Raw genomic sequence first — 16,754 nt, 5'->3', positions numbered from 1 at the left:
CGCCGGGTCGCGTTCCGGGCCGACCACCCAGAACCGCACCTCGCCCGCGGCGGTGGCGGCGAAGTCCTCCGGGTCGACGTCGCCGACCAGGGCCTCCCACAACTCGTTGGTCTGTTCCGACCAGTCGTGGCCGGAGACGGCGGCGCCGAGCAGGGCGAGCGCGCTCACCCGATCCGGATGGGCGAGCGCTGTGTCGATCGCCACTGCCCCGCCGAAGGAGCACCCGACCAGGGCCGCGCTGGCCAGGTCGAGCGCGTCGAGCAGGCCGGCGACGTCGTCGTGGTGGGCGAAGGCGGTGGGCGGCAGCTCGGACTCACCGTAGCCGCGCAGGTCGAGGTTGATCACGCGGTGCCGGGTGGCGAGGGCGTCGACCTGTTCGCGCCACATGCGGCGGTCGGCGATGCCGGCGTGCAGCAGGACGACCGGGGATCCGCTGCCGACCTCGTCGTACGCCAGCAGTGCGCCATTTACTTCGATCTTGGTCACGGCAGGACGTTACGGCCGGGTGGGAGGGGCGCGCAACCGGTCGGTGAGACCTTGCTAACTTTGGCAAGCGTTTTGCTTGCAGCTGCTAGCAGCCCCGGGCTAGCGTTGACTCATGGCCACTCCCAAGGACCTTCCCGACGTCGGCGGGTTCATTCGTGACCTGCGGCGGAATGCGAAGATTTCACTGAGGCAGCTCGCTGAGCAGGCAGGGGTCAGCAACCCCTATCTCAGTCAGATCGAGCGCGGCCTGCGCCGGCCGAGCGCCGAGGTGCTTCAGCAGCTGGCCAGCGCCCTGCGGGTCTCCACCCCGGCGATGTACCTGCGGGCCGGGCTGCTGGACGACAAGGAGGGCCAGGGCGTGCTGGCGGCCATCGCGGTCGACCCCGACCTGACGATGGCCCAGCGACAGTCCCTCACCCAGATCTACGAGACGTTCCGCAGGGAGAACGCCCGGTTCGCGGAGGCGACCTCGACGCCCGACGTGGCGGACGAGGCCACCAGCGGTACGAACCTCGCAACCGACACGCCCGGTACGAACGACGTCACCGCGCCCGACCTGGCCAATCTGGCCGCGACGGGCCCCACCACTGCGGCGGGCACTCCGACGGAGGCCGTCATCGAGTCGGTCGCCGTGACCGAGGCGGGTGCGGCGCCCCCGCCGACCCGTACCCCAGCCAGGAAAGCCGCCCGCAAGGTGGTCCGTAAGACCGCGACCGCGGCCGAAGAGGAGAAGTAGTCATGACCCAGCCGAAGACCAATCGCATCCCTGCCCCGATCTACGCCGCCGCCGGCGCCGGTGAACTGGCCCTGGAGCAGCTGCGCAAACTGCCCACCGTGGTTGGTGAGCTGCGCGATCGGGTCGTCGCCGACGGCGGCAGGGTCGTCACCGACCTCGGCGGCAAGGCCGTCGTCACCGGGTTCGAGCTGCGCCAGAAGGCCAACGACACGCTGCGCAACGCCAACCAGACCGCCGAGTCGCTGCGGCAGCGGGCCACCCCGGCCGCCGACCTCAACCGGCTGCGCGAGCACGCCGACCTGGCAAAGCTCCGCGACGCCGCCGATCTCAACAGGCTCCGCGACGCCGCCGATCTCAACAAGCTCCGCCAGGCGACCGACCTGGACCGGCTGCGGGAACTGGCCACCCGCAACGCCGCCGTGGTCGTGGCCGGTGCGCACGCCGCACAGGAGCGGGCGCTGGCCGTCTACGGCGCGCTGGTCACGCGCGGGGAGCGGGTCGTCGGCGCGGGCGTCCTGGAAGCCGCCGAGACCGTGAACGCCGACATCGAGGCCACCGAGGCCACGGTGGAGCCCGCCACCACGCCGGCACCGACCACCACGGCGGTCAAGGAGACCCAGCCGGCGAAGCCGGCCGAGGTGCCGAGCCCCGCCGAGGTCGCCGAGATCGTGGAGGCCAAGCCGGCCGCCGCGAAGAAGACCACCCGGTCCAAGGCGACGACCCGGCAGCCCGCCGCCAAGCAGACCACCACCCCGTCGGCGAAGCTGCCCCGGGCTACCAAGCGGAGCCGTCCGGCCGGCGAGTGACGCGACTGCCGGCGCCCCCGGACCGTCCGGTCGCCACGGATCCGGGGTCGCCGGCATAAGCTTGCCCTCATGGCCAACGCCGCGCCGATCTTCGTCTTCGACGTCCGCTACGTGATCGAACTGATCCTCTTCGTCTTCGCGCTGATCGTGCAGGGGGTGGCCCTCGTGCACGCCATCACGCAGCGCTCCGACGCGTTCCCTGCCATCGGCACCCTGCCGAAGGGCGGTTGGATCGCGATCCTTGCGGTCACCCTCCTACTGACCCTGCTCACCCGCTCCACGCTCAGCATCTTCGGGCTGATCGGGGTCGCGGCGGCTCTCATCTACCTGCTCGACGTCCGGGTCGGCCTGCGCGACCTGGGCGACAACAGAGGGTCGTGGTGAGAGCTTTCCGCTGGCCACCACCACCGGACGGCGGGCCGAGGACCTGCGGTCCCGGCCCGGGTGGGCCGCGTACCGGCCGGCCGCCGTTGCCCGAGCCGGAGACCGAACTGGTCACCACCCCGCACGGCGTACGCCTGGAGCAACTGGTCACCGGCACCGGTGACCCGGTCACCGTGTTCGCCCACGGCCTGGGCAATGGCATCGCCACCACGCGGCCCTTCGGCAGCGGTGTCACCGGCCGCAGGGTCTTCTTCCAGTTCCGGGGCCATGGCCGCTCCGACGCGCCCGACGGCCCGTGGAGTTACCTGGACCTCGCCCGCGACCTGCGGGCGGTCGCCGATCTCAGCGGCGCGACCCGGGCCTTCGGTGCCAGCCTCGGCGCGGGTGCGCTGGGACGCCTGCTGGTGGAGAGCCCGGAGCGCTTCGAGCGGGTCGTCTTCTTCCTGCCCGCAGCTCTCGACCGGCCGCGGGGGCCGGTCGCCCGGGCCCGGCTGAGTGAGCTGCTGGCCGCGGTGGAGAGCGGGGACGCCGCCGCGGTGGCCGAGGTCGTCTCGACCGAGATGCCGCCGGCCGTATGCAACACCCCGGCCGGCTGGGCGTACCTCCGCCAGCGGCTGGACCACCTGCTGCGCGACGGGCTCGCCGCCGGGCTGGCGGATCTGCCGGACCAGGCGCCGCTGCCCGACGCCGCCGCGCTCGCGAAGGTGACCGCGCCGGCGTTGGTCATCGCCGCCGAGGGGGACGACCTGCACCCGGTGCAGGTGGCTGAGCAACTCGCCGCCGCGCTGCCCCGGGCGACCCTGCACCGGTACGCCCGCCCTGGTGTGCTGTGGACCGAACGCGCCGACCTGCGCGGGCGGATCTCCGACTTCCTCAACGGGTAGCCTGCCCTGTCATGGGCGTCACACACCACGGCCGTACGCACCGACTCGACCTCGCCGACCCGACCCTGCGCGAGTGGGAGTGCACGGTCCTGCACGCCGATGCCGAGCAGGGCATCGTGCTGGATCGTTCGGCGTTCTACCCGGGCGGTGGCGGCCAGCCGCCGGACCACGGGGTACTGCTCTGGCAGGGGGTGCAGACCCGGATCGTCGGCACCCGCAAGGGCGACGACCTCTGGCTGATCCCCGCCGAGGACGACCCGCTGCCGCCGCCGGGCACCACGGTCGTGGGCGCGGTCGAGGACGAGCGGCGCAGCCGGTTGATGCGTACCCACTCGGGGTTGCACGTGCTCTGCGGTGTGGTGTTCCGCGACTTCGGCGCGCTGGTCACCGGGGGCAACATGGAGCCCGGTGAGGCCAGAATGGACTTCAACCTGCCCGAGGTGCCGGCCGACTTCAAGGCCCGCATCGAGGAGCTGGTCAACGCCGAGGTGGTCGCCGACCGGTCGGTCGCCACCCGGGTGCTGCCGCGCGAGGAGGCGCTGGCGCTACCGGACATCATCCGTACCCAGTCAAACCTGATCCCGGCCGACGAGTCGGAGGTCCGCATCGTCGACATCGTCGGGCTGGACGTGCAGGCCGACGGTGGGACGCACGTCGCCTCCACCGCGCAGATCGGCGCGGTGCGGGTGGTCAAGGTGGAGAGCAAGGGTCGGGCCAACCGCCGGGTCCGCATCCGCCTCGCCGACTGACTCAGTCCTCGCCTACGTCTTCACTTAGCGCGTTTGCCGCTCCTGCGAGCTTGCCCACCGGTCAGCCCTGGGTCCATTCGAGCCCCCGGGACGTGGCCAGGAATATTCACCGACCGCATCATGGCAGCCCTGAACGCCCTCGAATTCGCGGCGCTGACCCGGTCCAGTTCCGGGTTCGGCCGCACCAGCGAGTCGCGCTGCCGGGGAAGCATTCGATCTAACTCCTCCGCCGAGTATTCGCGCTCGGCTGGCTCCGGCGTCGCCGGTGTCACGGGAGGCGCCGATGTCGCGAAAGGCGTCTCCGGCGACGGGTGGTGCCGGTTCGGCGAGGGGGGGTGAGTGGTATGCACGAAGCTGCGCTCCGGCGGCGGCGGGGGCGGAGGCAGCTGAGATGTTCTCGACTGGTCGCCGGGAAGCCTGTCGTCCACTTCCCCCTGGGGGTGAAGGCGCCAGTTCGGCGAACCGTACTGGCGCTCCGCCTCGTTGTGGTATCGCTCGGCGATGCGGTCAGCAGTTGCGACGATTCTCGCTGCATCCTGCATCTCCCGAGGCTCTTGGTAGAGCCGTTGCAGGTCTGGATCCTGCAATACGAAGAACGCTATCGCGATGGCCCTCTCGCAGGAGCGCCGGTCGGCCTTGCTCAGGGTCTGGCCGCGGAGCATCTGCACCCACGTTTCGACCTGCTCCTGCGTGATGGGTGGCCGGGGCTCGGCTTCCCTGGCCATCGATGTTCGTGGTTCGGGTTGCCAGGTGGAGGGTGCCTCAGGCTCGGGTTGCCTGGTGGGTTGTGCCTCAGGTTCGGGTTGCCGGGCGCTGGGGTGCTGGGGCTCGGGGGCCGATTCGCCGAGTCCAGACCCCGACCCGTCGCTCCTCGATCCGTCGCCCCTCGCTCGGCGAAACAGGCGCCGAAGCGAGTACCAGGCGACGCGCAACCGCCCGAAGCGGTCTGCCCTCAAGCCATCGTTGACCAGGTCGACCGTGCTGCGACGAATATTCCTGATGGCATCCTCGGTGATCGGTGCCCTGATGTCGCTGGCCGGGACGCGACCGGCACGGCGATCCGCGCGATTGTGAGCTATCGCGGCACGGAAATCCCTGTCCAGCGCTTGCTGCGCATCTCGCAACCGGTCGTTGGAGATCTTGAGAGGCAGGCCCTGGCCATGTACCCACATGTCAGCATGACGTACGAGCCCGCCGCCTGGTTCACGGGATTTTCGCGCCGATGGGCCTGCGATACCTGACCTCGGTTGTCAGGTATTCCTGGCAGCGTGGGTCCCATGACGAAATCGCTCACCGGAAGGGTGGCGCTGGTCGCCGGGGCGACCCGGGGCGCCGGCCGGCAGATCGCCGTCCAGCTCGGCGCTGCCGGCGCCACCGTCTACGCCACCGGCCGCAGCAGCCGCGCCGGTCGCTCGGAACTGGACCGGCCGGAGACCATCGAGGAGACCGCCGAGTTGGTGACCGCTGCGGGCGGCACCGGGATCGCCGTCCGAGTCGACCACCTGGTGCCCGACGAGGTGCGGGCGTTGGTGGCGCGGATCGACGCCGAGCAGGGCCGGCTCGACGTGCTGGTCAACGACGTGTGGGGCGCCGACCCGCTGATCACCTGGGAGAAGCCGGTCTGGGAACAACCGCTGGACGCCGGCTTCCGTACGCTGCGGCTGGCCGTCGACACCCACGTGATCACCAGCCACTTCGCGCTGCCGCTGCTGATCCGCCACCCGGGCGGCCTGGTGGTGGAGATCGGCGACGGCACGAAGGCGTACAACGACGAGAACTACCGGCTCTCGGTCTTCTACGACCTGGCCAAGACCTCGGTAAACCGGCTCGCCTTCAGCTGGGCGCACGAACTCAAGGCCCATGGCGGCACGGCCGTCGCGCTCAGCCCGGGGTGGCTGCGCTCCGAGGCGATGTTGGAACACTTCGGCGTCACCGAGGAGAACTGGCGCGACGGTGCGGCCAAGGATCCGCACTTCCTCATCTCGGAGACCCCGGCGTTCGTCGGGCGGGCGGTCGCCGCGCTCGCCGCCGACCGCGACCGGAGTCGGTGGAGCGGCCAGTCGGTCTCGGCGGGCGACCTGGCCAAGGTGTACGGCTTCACCGACGTCGACGGCAGCCAGCCGGACGCGTACCGCTACATCACCGAGGTGGTCGACGCCGGCAAGCCCGCCGACGTCACCGGCTATCGCTGACCGTCGCCACCTACCCGCTGACCGTCGGCGTAGAGCGCGGCGGTCCGCGCCGTCGCCTCGGCCATCAGCGCCCGCAGCTCGGGCGGGTCGAGCACCTCCACCTCCGGGCCCAGCCCGAGCAGCTGGGTGTACGCCACCTCCACGGACTCGACGGGCAGCCGGGTCGTCACCCAGCCCTGCCCGTCGGGTTCGGAGGCGGCGGCGACCGCCTCCGCGTACCCGAACGGGATCTCGGCGAGGTGCCGGAGCCGGCGCAGGCCGGCGGGGCTCAGCCGGAGGGTCACCTCGGCCCGCAGCATCCCCCGCAGGAACGCCTCGGCCTGCGCCCGCCAGTACCCGGCCAGGTCGAAGCCCGGCTCCCGGTCGAAGGTCTCCTCGTCTGGCTCGACCGCGCTGACCCGGTCCACCCGGTAGGTGCGAAAGTCGTCGCCGACCCGACCGATGAGGTACCAGATACCGCTCTTGAGCACCAGGCCGTAGGGGAGTGTCCGCCGGGTGACCTCCCGCTCCCCGCGCCGGTAGTGGAGGGTGATCACCCGATCCTGCCAGACCGCGCCGGCCAGCTCGGCCAGCCAGGGCGGCGGCGCGGTCTCGCGGTACCAGCCCGGCACGTCCAGATGGAAACGCTGCCCGGCACGCGTCGGAGCGTCCCGCAGGCTCGGCGGCAGCGCCGCGAGGAGCTTCAGCTCCGCCGCCGCGACCGCGTCGGCAAGCCCCATGTCGCCGGCCGGGCCGGGCAACCCGGCGAGGAACAGCGCCTCCGCCTCGTCCCGGCTCATCCCGGTCAACCTGGTCCGGTAGCCGCCGAGCAACCGGTAGCCGCCGGTCCGCCCCCGGTCGGCGTAGACCGGCACCCCGGCGGCGGAGAGGGCCAACACGTCGCGGTAGATCGTCCGCTCGGAGACCTCCAGCTCCCGGGCCAGCTCCGCCGCCGTCATCACCTCCCGGGCCTGCAACAACAGCAGCAGCGAGATCAGCCGTGCCGCTCGCACCCGCGCTCACCGTCCGCCGGGCGTTAGCAGCCCCCGGTCGTACGCGGCGGCCACCGCCGCGGCCCGGTCGTTGACCCCGAGCTTGGCGTAGACGTGCAGCAGGTGGGTCTTGACCGTGGCCTCGCTGATGAACAGCCGGGCGGCGGTCTCCCGGTTCGACGAGCCGCGCGCCACCAGCGTCAGCACCTCCAGCTCGCGCTGGCTGAGCGGCTCCTCGGCCGGCCCGGGATCCCGCAGGCGGCCCATCAGCCGGCCGGCCACGCTGGGCGAGAGCACCGACTCGCCCCGGGCGGCGGATCGCACCGCCCGGACCAGATCCTCGCGGGGCGCGTCCTTGAGCAGGTAGCCGGTGGCGCCGGCCTCGATCGCCGGCAGCACGTCGGCGTCCGTGTCGTACGTGGTCAGCACCAGTACCTTCGCCGGGCTGCCCGAACGCACCAGCCGGCCGATCGCGGTGACCCCGTCCATCCCGGGCATCCGCAGGTCCATCAGCACCACGTCCGGGTGCAGCGTCGCGGTCAGGGCAAGCGCCTCGGCACCGTCTGCCGCCTCGCCGACCACCTCGAACCCGGGGTCGCCGGTGAACATGCCCCGTAGCCCGTCCCGGACCACCGGGTGGTCGTCGACGATCAGCAGGCGTACCGGGTCGGTCAACCGGCACCCCCGGGCAGCGCCGGTACGGATGCCGAGATCGCGGTGCCGCCGCCCGGCTCGGACTCCACGGCCAGCTGACCACCGACCCGGGTGACCCGCTGCCGCATGGCGGTCAGCCCGTAGCCGCCGTCCGATTTCGGCGCCGCCGACCCGTTGGTGGCCTCGAAGCCCGCCCCGTCGTCGCGGACGTCCAGGGTGACCACGTCCGGCATGTACGACAGGGTGACACCGACCCGGGAGGCGGCGGCGTGCCGGGCCACGTTGGCCAGCGCCTCCTGGGCGGCCCGCAGCAGGGTCACCTCGACCTCCGGGTGCAGCGGGCGGGGCGAACCGGTGGTGCTGACGCTGGCCGGCACCCCGTGCAGGGCCGACCAGCGCCCGCCCAGCTCGGTGAGCGCGTCGGACAGCCGGGCCGTCTCCAGCGGCTCCGGGCGGACGGCGCGTACCGAGCGGCGGGCCTCGGTGAGGCTCTCCCGGGCCAGGGCCAGCGCGTTGTCCACGTGCCGCCGCCAGTCGGGGGAGCGGTCCCGGGTCTGCTCGGCCGCCTCCAGCTGGGTGATGATGCCGGTCAGCCCCTGGGCCAGGGTGTCATGGATCTCCCGGGCCATCCGTTGCCGCTCGTCCAGCACACCGGCCTCCCGGGCCTGGGTGACGAGTTGGGCGTGCAGACCCTCGTTCTCTTGGATCGTCTCGGCGAGCCGGCTGTTGGCGGCGGCGAGCTCCACCACCAGCCGCTTGCGTTTGGTGTCCTCGCGCTCGCCCAGATAGCTCAGCCAACTCACCGCGCCGGCAATCACCAGGTTGAACAGCACCAGCACCAGCCACAGTGACCAGTGCGACCACGACCGCGGCAGGCCACCGCTCTGCGCGGTGGCGACCAGCACGGCGGAGCAGCACATCCCGACGAACCGCCACCCTCCCTGTAGCAGATGGAAGGCGTGCAGAAAGCCGATCCAGGCGAAGAATCCGTACCACGGGCTCGCACTCACCAGGACGGCGGCGAGGGCGAGCAGTCCCACGTAGTAGACGGCCATCAACCTCCGTCGCCCCTGCCACTGCGGGTGCAGGGTGAGGAACCAGGCGATCCACCCGGCGGATGCCACGGCGACGACCAGCGTCGGCGTCAGCGGCAGGCCGCCGGGCGCTGGCGCGGCGGTGGCCAGCAGCGACCCCACGAGCAGCCCGGCGTAGGGCAGCATCCGGTGCAGGTGCGCCTCCCGTGCCCGCCAGCTGGCGATCCGGTCGTCTTCACTGGGCGTCTGCCCGGCGAGGCCGGCCGTCCGGTCGCATCCGCTGCTGGTCATCCCGTCCCCGCTCACCATGCGCTCACTCCCAGCGGAACAGCTTCGCCGCCCCGGCACCGGCGGCTACCGCGATGACCGCCATTATCCCCAGGTGCAGCGGCTGTGGGGCGGTGCCGGTCCAGGCATCGAGCAGCGCCTGGATGCCGGGTGGGGTGTACGCGCCGATCTCGGCCAGGAAGTCCGGCAGCAGGACCCTTGGCAGGTACACCCCGCCGAAGAACATGATCACCATGAACACGGGGATGGCCATTGCCTGAGCCGCCTTGGCCGTCGGAGCGACCGCGGCGACCAGCAGGCCCAGCGCGAGCAGCGCCGCCGTACCCAGGATCAGGGCCGCCGCGAACCCGAGCGGGTGCTGCGGCAGTGGTGTGTCGAACGCGAAGCGGGCGACCACGGCGAGCAGCACGGCGCTGGCCAGGATGCCGGCCAGGGACAGCACGAGTTGGGCGGCCAGCAGCGCCAGCGGGCTGGCCGGGGTGGTCGCCAGCCGGCGCAGGATGCCCCGCTCCCGGTAGGTGGCCAGCACGGTGGGCAGAGCGTTCACTCCGACCATCGCCAGCGAGATCACCAGCAGCGAGGGGGTGAAGTAGGTGATGAAGGACTGGTTCTCGAAATCCGGATTGGGCTCGCGCAGCGTGGGGATCAGCCCGAGCACCACCAGGACCAGGGTGGGCAGAAGGACCGTGAGCACCAGCGTCGGGATGTCCCGCAGGTAGAGCTTCGTCTCAGTCTTGAGGATCTGGCCGAAGGCGTGCATGGTGTTCCCCTCAGTCGTTGAGTCGGTGCCCGGTCAGTTCGACGAACGCGTCATCGAGCGTGGCCTGCTCCAGCCGTAGGTCGGCGGCGATGATCTGGTTGCGGGCGAGGACCGAGGTGACCGCGTGCAGCACGTCACCGGTGCCGGTGACCACCACCTGGGTGCCGCTGCGGGTCACCGCGGTCACCTGCGGCAGCTCGGTGAGGAGCCGGTCGTCCACCGGGGCGGACGGCCGGAACCGGATTCGCTGCTCCGGCGCCACCGCCGACACCAGCCCGGCCGGGCTGTCCAGCGCCACCACCCGCCCCTGGTCGATCACGGCGAGCCGGTCGCAGAGCCGCTCGGCCTCCTCCATGAAGTGGGTGACCAGCACGACCGTCACCCCGCTGTCGCGGACCCGTTCGATCAGGCCCCAGGTGTCCCGGCGAGCCTGCGGGTCCAGCCCGGTGGTCAGCTCGTCCAGAATCGCGATCTTCGGGTTGCCGACCAGCGCCAGCGCGATGGAGAGCCGCTGCTTCTGGCCGCCGGAGAGCTTCTCGTACGGGGTGTTCCGCTTCGCGCCGAGCCCCAACTCGTCGATCAGCCGGGCCGGGTCGGCCGGGTTGCGGTAGAACGACGCGTACAGCTCCAGCGCCTCGGTGACCCGGAGTCGATCGGGCAGCTGGCTCTCCTGGAGCTGCACCCCCACCAACTGGCGGAGTCGGGTGGCGTCCCGGCGGGGGTCGAGCCCGAGGACCGACACCCCGCCCCCGTCGGGGACGCGCAGCCCGGCAACGCACTCCACAGTGGTGGTCTTCCCGGCACCGTTCGGGCCGAGCACCCCGAAGATCTCGCCGGCCGTGACGCTGAACGACACATCGTCCACCGCTACGGTCTCGCCGTAGCGCTTGTGCAGGTTGGTCACCTCGATGACCGCCATGGCATCGCCTTTCGCCGCCGCGTCCCGTGTACCTCTCCAGGCTCGCGGTGGCGCGTCGGCAGCGGATCGACCAGCTGTAGGTGATCTTCGCCGGCACCGGTTGACCCGACGGATCCGTCAACCGGTTGATGCGGCGGCCAGGCCCTAGGCTCTTCGGCGTGAACGCATCCGAAATTCCCGGCACCGCCGTGGGTGCCGCCCGTCGGTTCGCCGGCGGGGCCGCGCTGCTGCTGCGGGGCATCGGCCTGTACGTACGCAGCCCCGGCCTGATGCTGCTCGGCGTCGTACCGGCACTGATCTCCGGGGCGATCTTCGTGGCCGCGTACGCCGTCCTGGTGTTCTTCGTGAACGACCTGGCCGTCGCGGTGACCCCGTACGCCGACGACTGGCCGGCGACGGCGCGCAGCCTGGTCCGGGTGATCGCCGCACTGGCCTTCCTCGGCCTCGGTGGCCTGCTCGCGGTGCTCACCTTCACCGCGGTCACCCTGGTCATCGGCGACCCGTTCTACGAGAAGATCTCCGAGCGGGTGGAGCAGCGGTACGGCGGCGCGCCCGACACCGTCGAGGTGCCGTTCTGGCCGTCGCTGCGCCGCAGCGCCGCCGACTCGCTCCGCCTGGTGGCCCTGGCGGCGGTCTTCGGCGTTCCGCTGTTCGCCGCCGGCTTCATCCCGCTGATCGGCCAGACGGTGGTACCGGTGATCGGCGCGGCGGTCGGCGGCTGGCTGCTCGCCGTTGAGCTGGTGGGCTCCCCCTTCTACCGGCGGGGCAAACGGCTGCCGGACCGCCGGGCGGCGCTCAAAGTGGACCGTCCCACCACGCTCGGCTTCGGGGTAGCCGTCTTCGTCTGCTTCCTGATCCCGCTCGGTGCCGTCCTGCTGATGCCGGCGGCGGTGGCCGGCGCCACCCTGCTGGCCCGGCGTTCGCTGGGCCAACCCATCACGGCGGGCTGACATGGACATCACCCTGGTCGAGGGGGACATCACCGCCGAACGGGTGGACGTGGTCGTAAACGCCGCGAACTCGTCGCTGCTCGGTGGCGGGGGAGTGGACGGCGCGATCCACCGCCGGGGCGGCCCGGCGATCCTCGCCGAGTGCCGCGCGCTACGCGCCTCCCGGTACGGCCGGGGCCTGCCGACCGGGCAGGCGGTGGCCACCACCGCCGGTGACCTGCCGGCCCGCTGGGTGGTGCACACGGTCGGCCCGGTCTTCTCGGCGACCGAGGACCGCTCCGCGCTGCTGCGGGACTGCTACGCCAACAGCCTGGCGATCGCCGACGAGTTGGGCGCGACCACCGTCGCCTTCCCGCTGATCTCCGCCGGGATCTACGGCTGGCCGGTCGCCGACGCGGTCGGCCAGGCCCTGACGGTGCTGCGCGCGGCGAACCCCACCAGCGTCACCGAGGCCCGGCTGGTCCTCTTCGGCGCCGACACCCACGCCACCGCCTCGCGGGTGTACGCGGCCGGCTGACGCGGCGGTGGCACGGCCGTTTCGGGGTTTCCGGAGGGGGGAGCACCTGTGGTCACGAGCGTGATGCCACACAGACATCCTTGTGTCTCTGTGACATCACGTCTCTCCAAGAGATGCCGCCGTACTTGCGGTGGGTCATGCCGTTACACGATGAAGCGCCCGCCCCCATGCAGGGACGGGCGCTCTCGCGCGTCTGGGTCAGGCCCGCTGGGCGACCTGGGCGACGAAGGCACGCCACGCCGCCGGCCCGAAGGCCAGCGCCGGACCGGCCGGGTCCTTCGAGTCGCGTACGCCGACGACGCCGGGAAGATTGTCGGCGACCTCGACACAGTCGCCACCGTTGGAGCTGCTTCGGGTGCTCTTGCGCCAGGTGGCGCCGGTCAGGTCAGCCATGATCGAGCCTCTAGAAAGTCGATGGTCTGGCGGCGCGGAAGTGCCACCGACCGAAGGGTATCCCAGATGACCCACAGCGGTGCGGTGTCCTTTGTCAAGCGTCCGGCGGCCTGGTCATCGAGGTACGCGACGTCCCCATCCTCGGTTGTCGCGATGACGAACGGTCCCGCTTGACCAGGATGCAGGCCGGCGTCCAACGGCAGCACGTGCAGCAGCACGTTGGGCCGCTGGGCCATCCTGACCAGGTGGTCCAGCTGCGAGTACATGATCTCGGGGACGCCGCGGCGAAGGGCACACTCGTCGATAACCGCGATGAAGAGCGGCGGCCTGCGCCTGTCGAGCACCGCTGCCTGCCGCCGCATCCGGGTCTCGACGTAGTCCGCGACCTCTTCCGGATCAAGTGAGCCACTGCTGAGGACCGCCGTCGCGTACTCAGGTGTCTGCAACAGGCCCGGGATGACCGCAACCTGAAAGGACCGCAGCGCGGTCGCCTGAAGCTCTGTCTCCACCCACGGTTGCAGCCACGTCGGTTCTCGACGTCTCAAAACGTCCGGCCAAATGTCTCCGACCTCGCGCCCGAGCGCCGCAGCCGCCGCAGCGCGGTGGCGAGGGTGAGGCACCCGTCCCGGCGTAATCCAGCGCCCGACCGTCTTCGGATCTACGCCGACCTGCTCGGCAAGGCGCTCGACGGTCTTGCCGGTGTCGGCCATGGCTGCGCGGAGCGCCTGATTCATGCCCGCCTCCGAATGGACGTCCTTAACGTCTTCTGAACCTATATCTACAGGGTGTAGCCGTCCACATGCGCTGGATGATGGTGTTCGACAAGACGGCACGCGCGAGTCGATGGGACGGCAATCCCGCTCGCCTTGCTGTCAGGGGCCGCCCCGCCGGCGAGCACCACGGGGGGCGGCTCCCTCCAACTTCCGCACTGACCGAGGAGGCCCGCCGTGCCTGTGCCGATGCCCATGAACGCCCTATCCGCCTCGCGCTGGTTCGCCCAGCTCGGCTGCCCCCATGGCCGGTGAGCCGGTGGGTGGACGGGACGCCTCGGGTCTGTCCCGGGGCGTACCTGCTGACCCGGGAGGCGTCCCCGCAGTTCTGCGAGCCGATCGTGGTCCGGGTGATCCGGCAGTTGGACCGGCCGACGTACGACGGGTGGGCGTGGGTCGAGGTCTACCAGCTCGACAGACACGGGGACGCGACCGTCCGGCGGTCGCTGTTCCTGATGCCGGCGGGGATGCGCCCGGTGACCGTCACCCCCGTCCCGTACGCGCAGCGTCGCTGCCGGCCGAGATCCACCGTCGTCGGCGGCGGCGGGTGAGCGGGGACCTCGCCGCGCACGTCCCATGTCGTCCATTGTGGCGCTGCACGGCGTGCGGGGCGGCGTGGCCGTGTTCTCCGGCGAAGCTGCGCCTGCTCGCGGAGTATCGGGGCAACCTGCCGGCACTCATGGTCCATCTTGTGGCGCTGCGCGAGGAGGCCGCCGAACAGCTCGCCGAGCTGGACTCCGGGGAGCGCCCGGCGAATCTGCACAAGCGCTTCACGGACTGGGTTCCGGTCCGCTCGGGCTAGCCGGGCGCAGCTCCCGTACGCAGGACCACTGGGTGGCCACCAGCCGATAGCCGAGCCGGGCGTTGATCGCCAGCATCGGGGCGTTCGCCGCGTCGTTTCCGGTGTAGGCCACGGTGACCCCACGGGCCGCCGCCCGATGCAGCGCGGCGAGCTTCGCCAGCCGGGCCAGTCCTTGCCCACGGAGCCGGGGCACGGTGCCGGTGTAGTCCGACCACATCCGCGTACCGTCCCGCTTCACCAGGCTGATCGCGGCCAGCACGCCATCGACCTCGGCGCCGGTGCTGGCTTCCCGGTCCAGGCCGACGTTGTCCCACGTGACAGCGCGCCAACCGTCGTAACCGATCGAGCCGGCGACCACGTCGCCCGGCTCGTCGGCGCTGGCCAGCGCCTCCACCTCGTGCACCCGACGGGGGTCGACATCGGTCAGCGGGACCAGCCGGACGCCGTCGGATGGCTCCGGCAGCGGCGGCAGTGCACCCAGCTCCAGGGCCGAGAAGCGCTCCTGGCGACTCGGCGTGAAGCCGTGCCGACGGGCGAACGGCAGCGCCTCCGGCAGGGCCCGCCCGCGCAGCCGGGTCAGGTCGAGCGGGCCGAGGTGCTCCAGCGCCCTGGCCAGCAGCGCGGCGCCGATCCCGCGCCGCCGCTGGTCGGGGTGTACGTGTAGCAGCGACACCTCGCCGACGGCCTCGCTGGTGCGCTCACTGCGCGACGCCGACACCCAGCCCACGGCGTGTCCGTCGACCTCGGCGACGAAACCGGCCCAGTGCTGGTCCGCCGGTGGCGTGGCGATCAGCTGCCGGGTGGACGCGACCCCGCGTACCAGGAAGGGGAACACGAGCGTACGCAGCGCCACCACGGACGGTGCGTCGTCGGGGTGCGCAGGGCGGACCAGCGCGGACGGCCGTCTTCTGGGATTCGGCATGCGCGGCAGGCTAGCCGCGTGGCCGCACCGCTGCTCGCCTTTTCGCCGGTCCGGCTGAACGGCGCGGTGTCCGGCAGCGTCGTGGAACAAACAGCTTTTCGGGCCAGTCGGCGGGTTTTCCAACCCGGAGCAGCGATCGGTGAACCAGCGGCGGTTTCGCGTCGTCATGCGGGGGTGCGTGTGCCGAACTGGTGCGCGGACCTGATGCGTCCGTCTGTCTGTCAGGCCATGGAGGGCTACATGACTATGAGTACCGCCTCGTTCTCGATCCGCCGCTTCTGGACGAGCACGAGAGCCGCGTTGGTCGTCGTGACGGTGCTCGCTGCCGGCCTGATCGTGGTGATGTCGAGCAGCTCCGACGCGGTCGCCGGCGAACGGGTGAAGTTCGTCAACGCCACCGGCGAGACGCTGTGGGTCGGCTCGGGTGAGAGTGCGGACGGCTCGCGCAGGATCAGCGGCATGCCGGTCCTGCGGCCGGGCGAGTCGAAGAGCATCGTCATCCCGGACGGCGGCCAGCCGGGTCACTGGCGTGGCAGGTTCTTCGCCCGGCAACGGTGCAGCGGAGAACCCGGTAGCACGTTCAAGTGCCTGGTCGGGGACTGCGGTCCGCACCTGGACCACTGCGTGCGGGGCGCGGAGCCGGTGAGTCTGGCCGAGTTCAACTTCGACCAGAACAACCCTGCTGCTCCCTGGTACAACGTCAGCTATGTCGACGCGCTGTCGACGACGATCACGATCGAAGCGCCCGGTGCGCCGAACCCGGCACTCGCCGGAAGCTGCGTCAGGACGGACTGCTCCGGTGGACAGCTGCTCGCCGCCTGCCCCGAGGCCCATGCCGTGCGTGATCCCCGGCGTGGCGACAGGATAAATTGCGTCAACCCCAACCGGGACGCGGAGAGCGCCTACACCGCCGCGCTGCGTCCCTTCGGCCCGCGGGCATACCTGTGGTCGACCCACGACAAGGTTCCGGGCAACCAGACCGTCTTCAACTGCCCCGGGTGCGCGGACTTCACGGTCACCTTCCGCAACGGCGGTGCCGCGGCGGCTCCTCCCGCCGCGAGGCGTGACACCCCGGACTCGTCCTCATCCGAGTTCGCGCTGCGGGGATATGTCAACAAGTGCATCGACGTGCCCGGTGGTGTCTCGGCGGACGGTGCACAGTTGCAGCTCTGGCGGTGCAACGGCACCCCGGCCCAGCGGTTCAAGCGTGGCCCGAACGGCTCGATGGTGGTGCTCGGCAAGTGCATGGATGTCGCGTGGGCAAAACGGGACAACGGCACGAAGGTGCAGCTTGCGCACTGCAGCGGCGGGCCGGCGCAGATCTGGGTGGCCGAGCGGGGCATGCTGCGCAACCCGCACTCGGGCAAGTGCGTCGACGTGCGCGACTGGAACGCCGCCGACGGCGCTCCCTTGCAGATCTGGGAGTGCAACCCCGGACAGGGCAACCAGACCTGGCGGGCGGTAGGTCGCTGAGCGACCACGGCGTACCGGATCAGGCAGCTGACCGGTCGCGCTGGATCGCACCGCGCTGCCTGGC

General features: G+C 71.4%; 20 protein-coding genes. 11 read left to right on the top strand and 9 right to left on the bottom strand.

Going from position 1 to position 16,754, the window contains the following annotated elements; genetic code table 11:
• Positions 1 to 486, bottom strand: a 486-nt coding sequence (locus BMY89_RS11525; protein WP_139217931.1) for an alpha/beta fold hydrolase, incomplete at its 3' end; no start/stop codon positions are given.
• Positions 487 to 598: 112 nt separating this feature from the next.
• Here BMY89_RS11525 and BMY89_RS11520 point away from each other — a divergent pair.
• The 6 genes from BMY89_RS11520 to BMY89_RS11490 all read left to right on the top strand — a co-directional run bounded on the left by BMY89_RS11520 (position 599) and on the right by BMY89_RS11490 (position 6,237).
• Positions 599 to 1,222: a helix-turn-helix domain-containing protein gene (locus tag BMY89_RS11520; RefSeq protein WP_092379116.1), complete on the top strand. Its 624-nt coding sequence runs from the start codon at positions 599 to 601 to the stop codon at positions 1,220 to 1,222.
• Positions 1,223 to 1,224: 2 nt separating this feature from the next.
• Complete coding sequence (locus BMY89_RS11515) at positions 1,225 to 2,028, top strand: hypothetical protein (protein ID WP_092379113.1); 804 nt, start codon at positions 1,225 to 1,227, stop codon at positions 2,026 to 2,028.
• A 69-nt stretch (positions 2,029 to 2,097) separates the two neighbouring features.
• Positions 2,098 to 2,412, top strand: a complete 315-nt coding sequence (locus BMY89_RS11510) for a DUF2516 family protein (RefSeq protein WP_092379110.1) — start codon at positions 2,098 to 2,100, stop codon at positions 2,410 to 2,412.
• The gene (locus BMY89_RS11505) at positions 2,409 to 3,296 is read left to right on the top strand and encodes an alpha/beta fold hydrolase (RefSeq protein WP_092379360.1); all 888 of its coding nucleotides are present in this window, start codon (positions 2,409 to 2,411) and stop codon (positions 3,294 to 3,296) included. The genes BMY89_RS11510 and BMY89_RS11505 overlap by 4 nt, the downstream gene beginning before the upstream one ends.
• 11 nt (positions 3,297 to 3,307) lie before the next feature.
• A complete protein-coding gene (locus tag BMY89_RS11500) occupies positions 3,308 to 4,045 on the top strand; it encodes an alanyl-tRNA editing protein (RefSeq protein ID WP_092379107.1) in 738 nt (245 codons plus the stop codon).
• A 1,277-nt stretch (positions 4,046 to 5,322) separates the two neighbouring features.
• Entirely contained in the window at positions 5,323 to 6,237 is a 915-nt protein-coding gene (locus tag BMY89_RS11490) for an SDR family oxidoreductase (RefSeq protein ID WP_092379101.1), read from the top strand.
• Here the strand turns inward: BMY89_RS11490 and BMY89_RS11485 are convergent.
• The 5 genes from BMY89_RS11485 to BMY89_RS11465 are packed head-to-tail and all read right to left on the bottom strand — an operon-like array spanning position 6,228 to position 10,863.
• Positions 6,228 to 7,229, bottom strand: a complete 1,002-nt coding sequence (locus BMY89_RS11485; protein WP_092379098.1) for a helix-turn-helix transcriptional regulator — start codon at positions 7,227 to 7,229, stop codon at positions 6,228 to 6,230. The two genes, BMY89_RS11490 and BMY89_RS11485, sit on opposite strands and share 10 nt — an antisense overlap.
• 6 nt (positions 7,230 to 7,235) lie before the next feature.
• Positions 7,236 to 7,883: a response regulator gene (locus tag BMY89_RS11480; RefSeq protein WP_092379095.1), complete on the bottom strand. Its 648-nt coding sequence runs from the start codon at positions 7,881 to 7,883 to the stop codon at positions 7,236 to 7,238.
• Positions 7,880 to 9,205, bottom strand: coding sequence for a sensor histidine kinase (locus BMY89_RS11475; protein ID WP_232521197.1), 1,326 nt, complete (start codon positions 9,203 to 9,205; stop codon positions 7,880 to 7,882). The genes BMY89_RS11480 and BMY89_RS11475 overlap by 4 nt, the downstream gene beginning before the upstream one ends.
• A 4-nt stretch (positions 9,206 to 9,209) precedes the next feature.
• A complete protein-coding gene (locus tag BMY89_RS11470; RefSeq protein WP_092379092.1) occupies positions 9,210 to 9,944 on the bottom strand; it encodes an ABC transporter permease in 735 nt (244 codons plus the stop codon).
• Between the two features lie 10 nt (positions 9,945 to 9,954).
• On the bottom strand, positions 9,955 to 10,863 hold the full coding sequence (locus BMY89_RS11465) for an ABC transporter ATP-binding protein (protein ID WP_092379089.1): 909 nt from the start codon (positions 10,861 to 10,863) through the stop codon (positions 9,955 to 9,957).
• 158 nt (positions 10,864 to 11,021) lie between these two features.
• On the opposite strand from BMY89_RS11465, the gene BMY89_RS11460 reads away from it, so the two are divergent.
• A complete protein-coding gene (locus BMY89_RS11460) occupies positions 11,022 to 11,813 on the top strand; it encodes an EI24 domain-containing protein (RefSeq protein ID WP_232521196.1) in 792 nt (263 codons plus the stop codon).
• Position 11,814: 1 nt separating this feature from the next.
• Positions 11,815 to 12,330 (top strand): O-acetyl-ADP-ribose deacetylase, encoded by a 516-nt coding sequence (locus BMY89_RS11455; protein WP_092379084.1) that lies wholly within the window; start codon positions 11,815 to 11,817, stop codon positions 12,328 to 12,330.
• Positions 12,331 to 12,528: 198 nt separating this feature from the next.
• Here BMY89_RS11455 and BMY89_RS11450 read toward each other — a convergent pair whose 3' ends face one another.
• Positions 12,529 to 12,723: a DUF397 domain-containing protein gene (locus tag BMY89_RS11450; RefSeq protein WP_092379081.1), complete on the bottom strand. Its 195-nt coding sequence runs from the start codon at positions 12,721 to 12,723 to the stop codon at positions 12,529 to 12,531.
• Entirely contained in the window at positions 12,711 to 13,457 is a 747-nt protein-coding gene (locus tag BMY89_RS11445; protein ID WP_092379078.1) for a DUF5753 domain-containing protein, read from the bottom strand. The genes BMY89_RS11450 and BMY89_RS11445 overlap by 13 nt, the downstream gene beginning before the upstream one ends.
• 299 nt (positions 13,458 to 13,756) lie before the next feature.
• Between BMY89_RS11445 and BMY89_RS11440 the strand changes: the two genes are divergently transcribed.
• Together BMY89_RS11440 and BMY89_RS31310 are read left to right on the top strand one after the other, a co-directional pair.
• Positions 13,757 to 14,044, top strand: a complete 288-nt coding sequence (locus BMY89_RS11440; protein WP_092379354.1) for a hypothetical protein — start codon at positions 13,757 to 13,759, stop codon at positions 14,042 to 14,044.
• A 128-nt stretch (positions 14,045 to 14,172) separates the two neighbouring features.
• Positions 14,173 to 14,295: a hypothetical protein gene (locus BMY89_RS31310; protein WP_269766858.1), complete on the top strand. Its 123-nt coding sequence runs from the start codon at positions 14,173 to 14,175 to the stop codon at positions 14,293 to 14,295.
• On the opposite strand, the gene BMY89_RS11430 is transcribed toward BMY89_RS31310, so the two are convergent.
• Positions 14,264 to 15,217, bottom strand: a complete 954-nt coding sequence (locus BMY89_RS11430) for a GNAT family N-acetyltransferase (RefSeq protein WP_092379073.1) — start codon at positions 15,215 to 15,217, stop codon at positions 14,264 to 14,266. The genes BMY89_RS31310 and BMY89_RS11430 overlap by 32 nt on opposite strands.
• A 240-nt stretch (positions 15,218 to 15,457) precedes the next feature.
• On the opposite strand from BMY89_RS11430, the gene BMY89_RS11425 reads away from it, so the two are divergent.
• The gene (locus tag BMY89_RS11425; protein ID WP_092379351.1) at positions 15,458 to 16,690 is read left to right on the top strand and encodes a ricin-type beta-trefoil lectin domain protein; all 1,233 of its coding nucleotides are present in this window, start codon (positions 15,458 to 15,460) and stop codon (positions 16,688 to 16,690) included.
• Positions 16,691 to 16,754 lie beyond the last annotated feature (64 nt).

The organism is Micromonospora phaseoli, assembly GCF_900109115.1.
GTDB lineage: Bacteria > Actinomycetota > Actinomycetes > Mycobacteriales > Micromonosporaceae > Micromonospora > Micromonospora phaseoli.
This window is presented reverse-complemented; position numbering and strand designations above follow the sequence as displayed.

What these genes read in the sequence shown, in the direction of transcription:
- BMY89_RS31310 (WP_269766858.1), top strand. Translation starts at nt 14,173, where the DNA reads ATGGTCCATCTTGTGGCGCTGCGCGAGGAGGCCGCCGAACAGCTCGCC.
- BMY89_RS11490 (WP_092379101.1), top strand. Translation starts at nt 5,323, where the DNA reads ATGACGAAATCGCTCACCGGAAGGGTGGCGCTGGTCGCCGGGGCGACC.
- BMY89_RS11500 (WP_092379107.1), top strand. Translation starts at nt 3,308, where the DNA reads ATGGGCGTCACACACCACGGCCGTACGCACCGACTCGACCTCGCCGAC.
- BMY89_RS11450 (WP_092379081.1), bottom strand. Translation starts at nt 12,723, where the DNA reads ATGGCTGACCTGACCGGCGCCACCTGGCGCAAGAGCACCCGAAGCAGC.
- BMY89_RS11445 (WP_092379078.1), bottom strand. Translation starts at nt 13,457, where the DNA reads ATGAATCAGGCGCTCCGCGCAGCCATGGCCGACACCGGCAAGACCGTC.
- BMY89_RS11475 (WP_232521197.1), bottom strand. Translation starts at nt 9,205, where the DNA reads ATGGTGAGCGGGGACGGGATGACCAGCAGCGGATGCGACCGGACGGCC.
- BMY89_RS11465 (WP_092379089.1), bottom strand. Translation starts at nt 10,863, where the DNA reads ATGGCGGTCATCGAGGTGACCAACCTGCACAAGCGCTACGGCGAGACC.
- BMY89_RS11425 (WP_092379351.1), top strand. Translation starts at nt 15,458, where the DNA reads ATGACTATGAGTACCGCCTCGTTCTCGATCCGCCGCTTCTGGACGAGC.
- BMY89_RS11520 (WP_092379116.1), top strand. Translation starts at nt 599, where the DNA reads ATGGCCACTCCCAAGGACCTTCCCGACGTCGGCGGGTTCATTCGTGAC.
- BMY89_RS11515 (WP_092379113.1), top strand. Translation starts at nt 1,225, where the DNA reads ATGACCCAGCCGAAGACCAATCGCATCCCTGCCCCGATCTACGCCGCC.
- BMY89_RS11470 (WP_092379092.1), bottom strand. Translation starts at nt 9,944, where the DNA reads ATGCACGCCTTCGGCCAGATCCTCAAGACTGAGACGAAGCTCTACCTG.
- BMY89_RS11430 (WP_092379073.1), bottom strand. Translation starts at nt 15,217, where the DNA reads ATGCCGAATCCCAGAAGACGGCCGTCCGCGCTGGTCCGCCCTGCGCAC.
- BMY89_RS11510 (WP_092379110.1), top strand. Translation starts at nt 2,098, where the DNA reads ATGGCCAACGCCGCGCCGATCTTCGTCTTCGACGTCCGCTACGTGATC.
- BMY89_RS11455 (WP_092379084.1), top strand. Translation starts at nt 11,815, where the DNA reads ATGGACATCACCCTGGTCGAGGGGGACATCACCGCCGAACGGGTGGAC.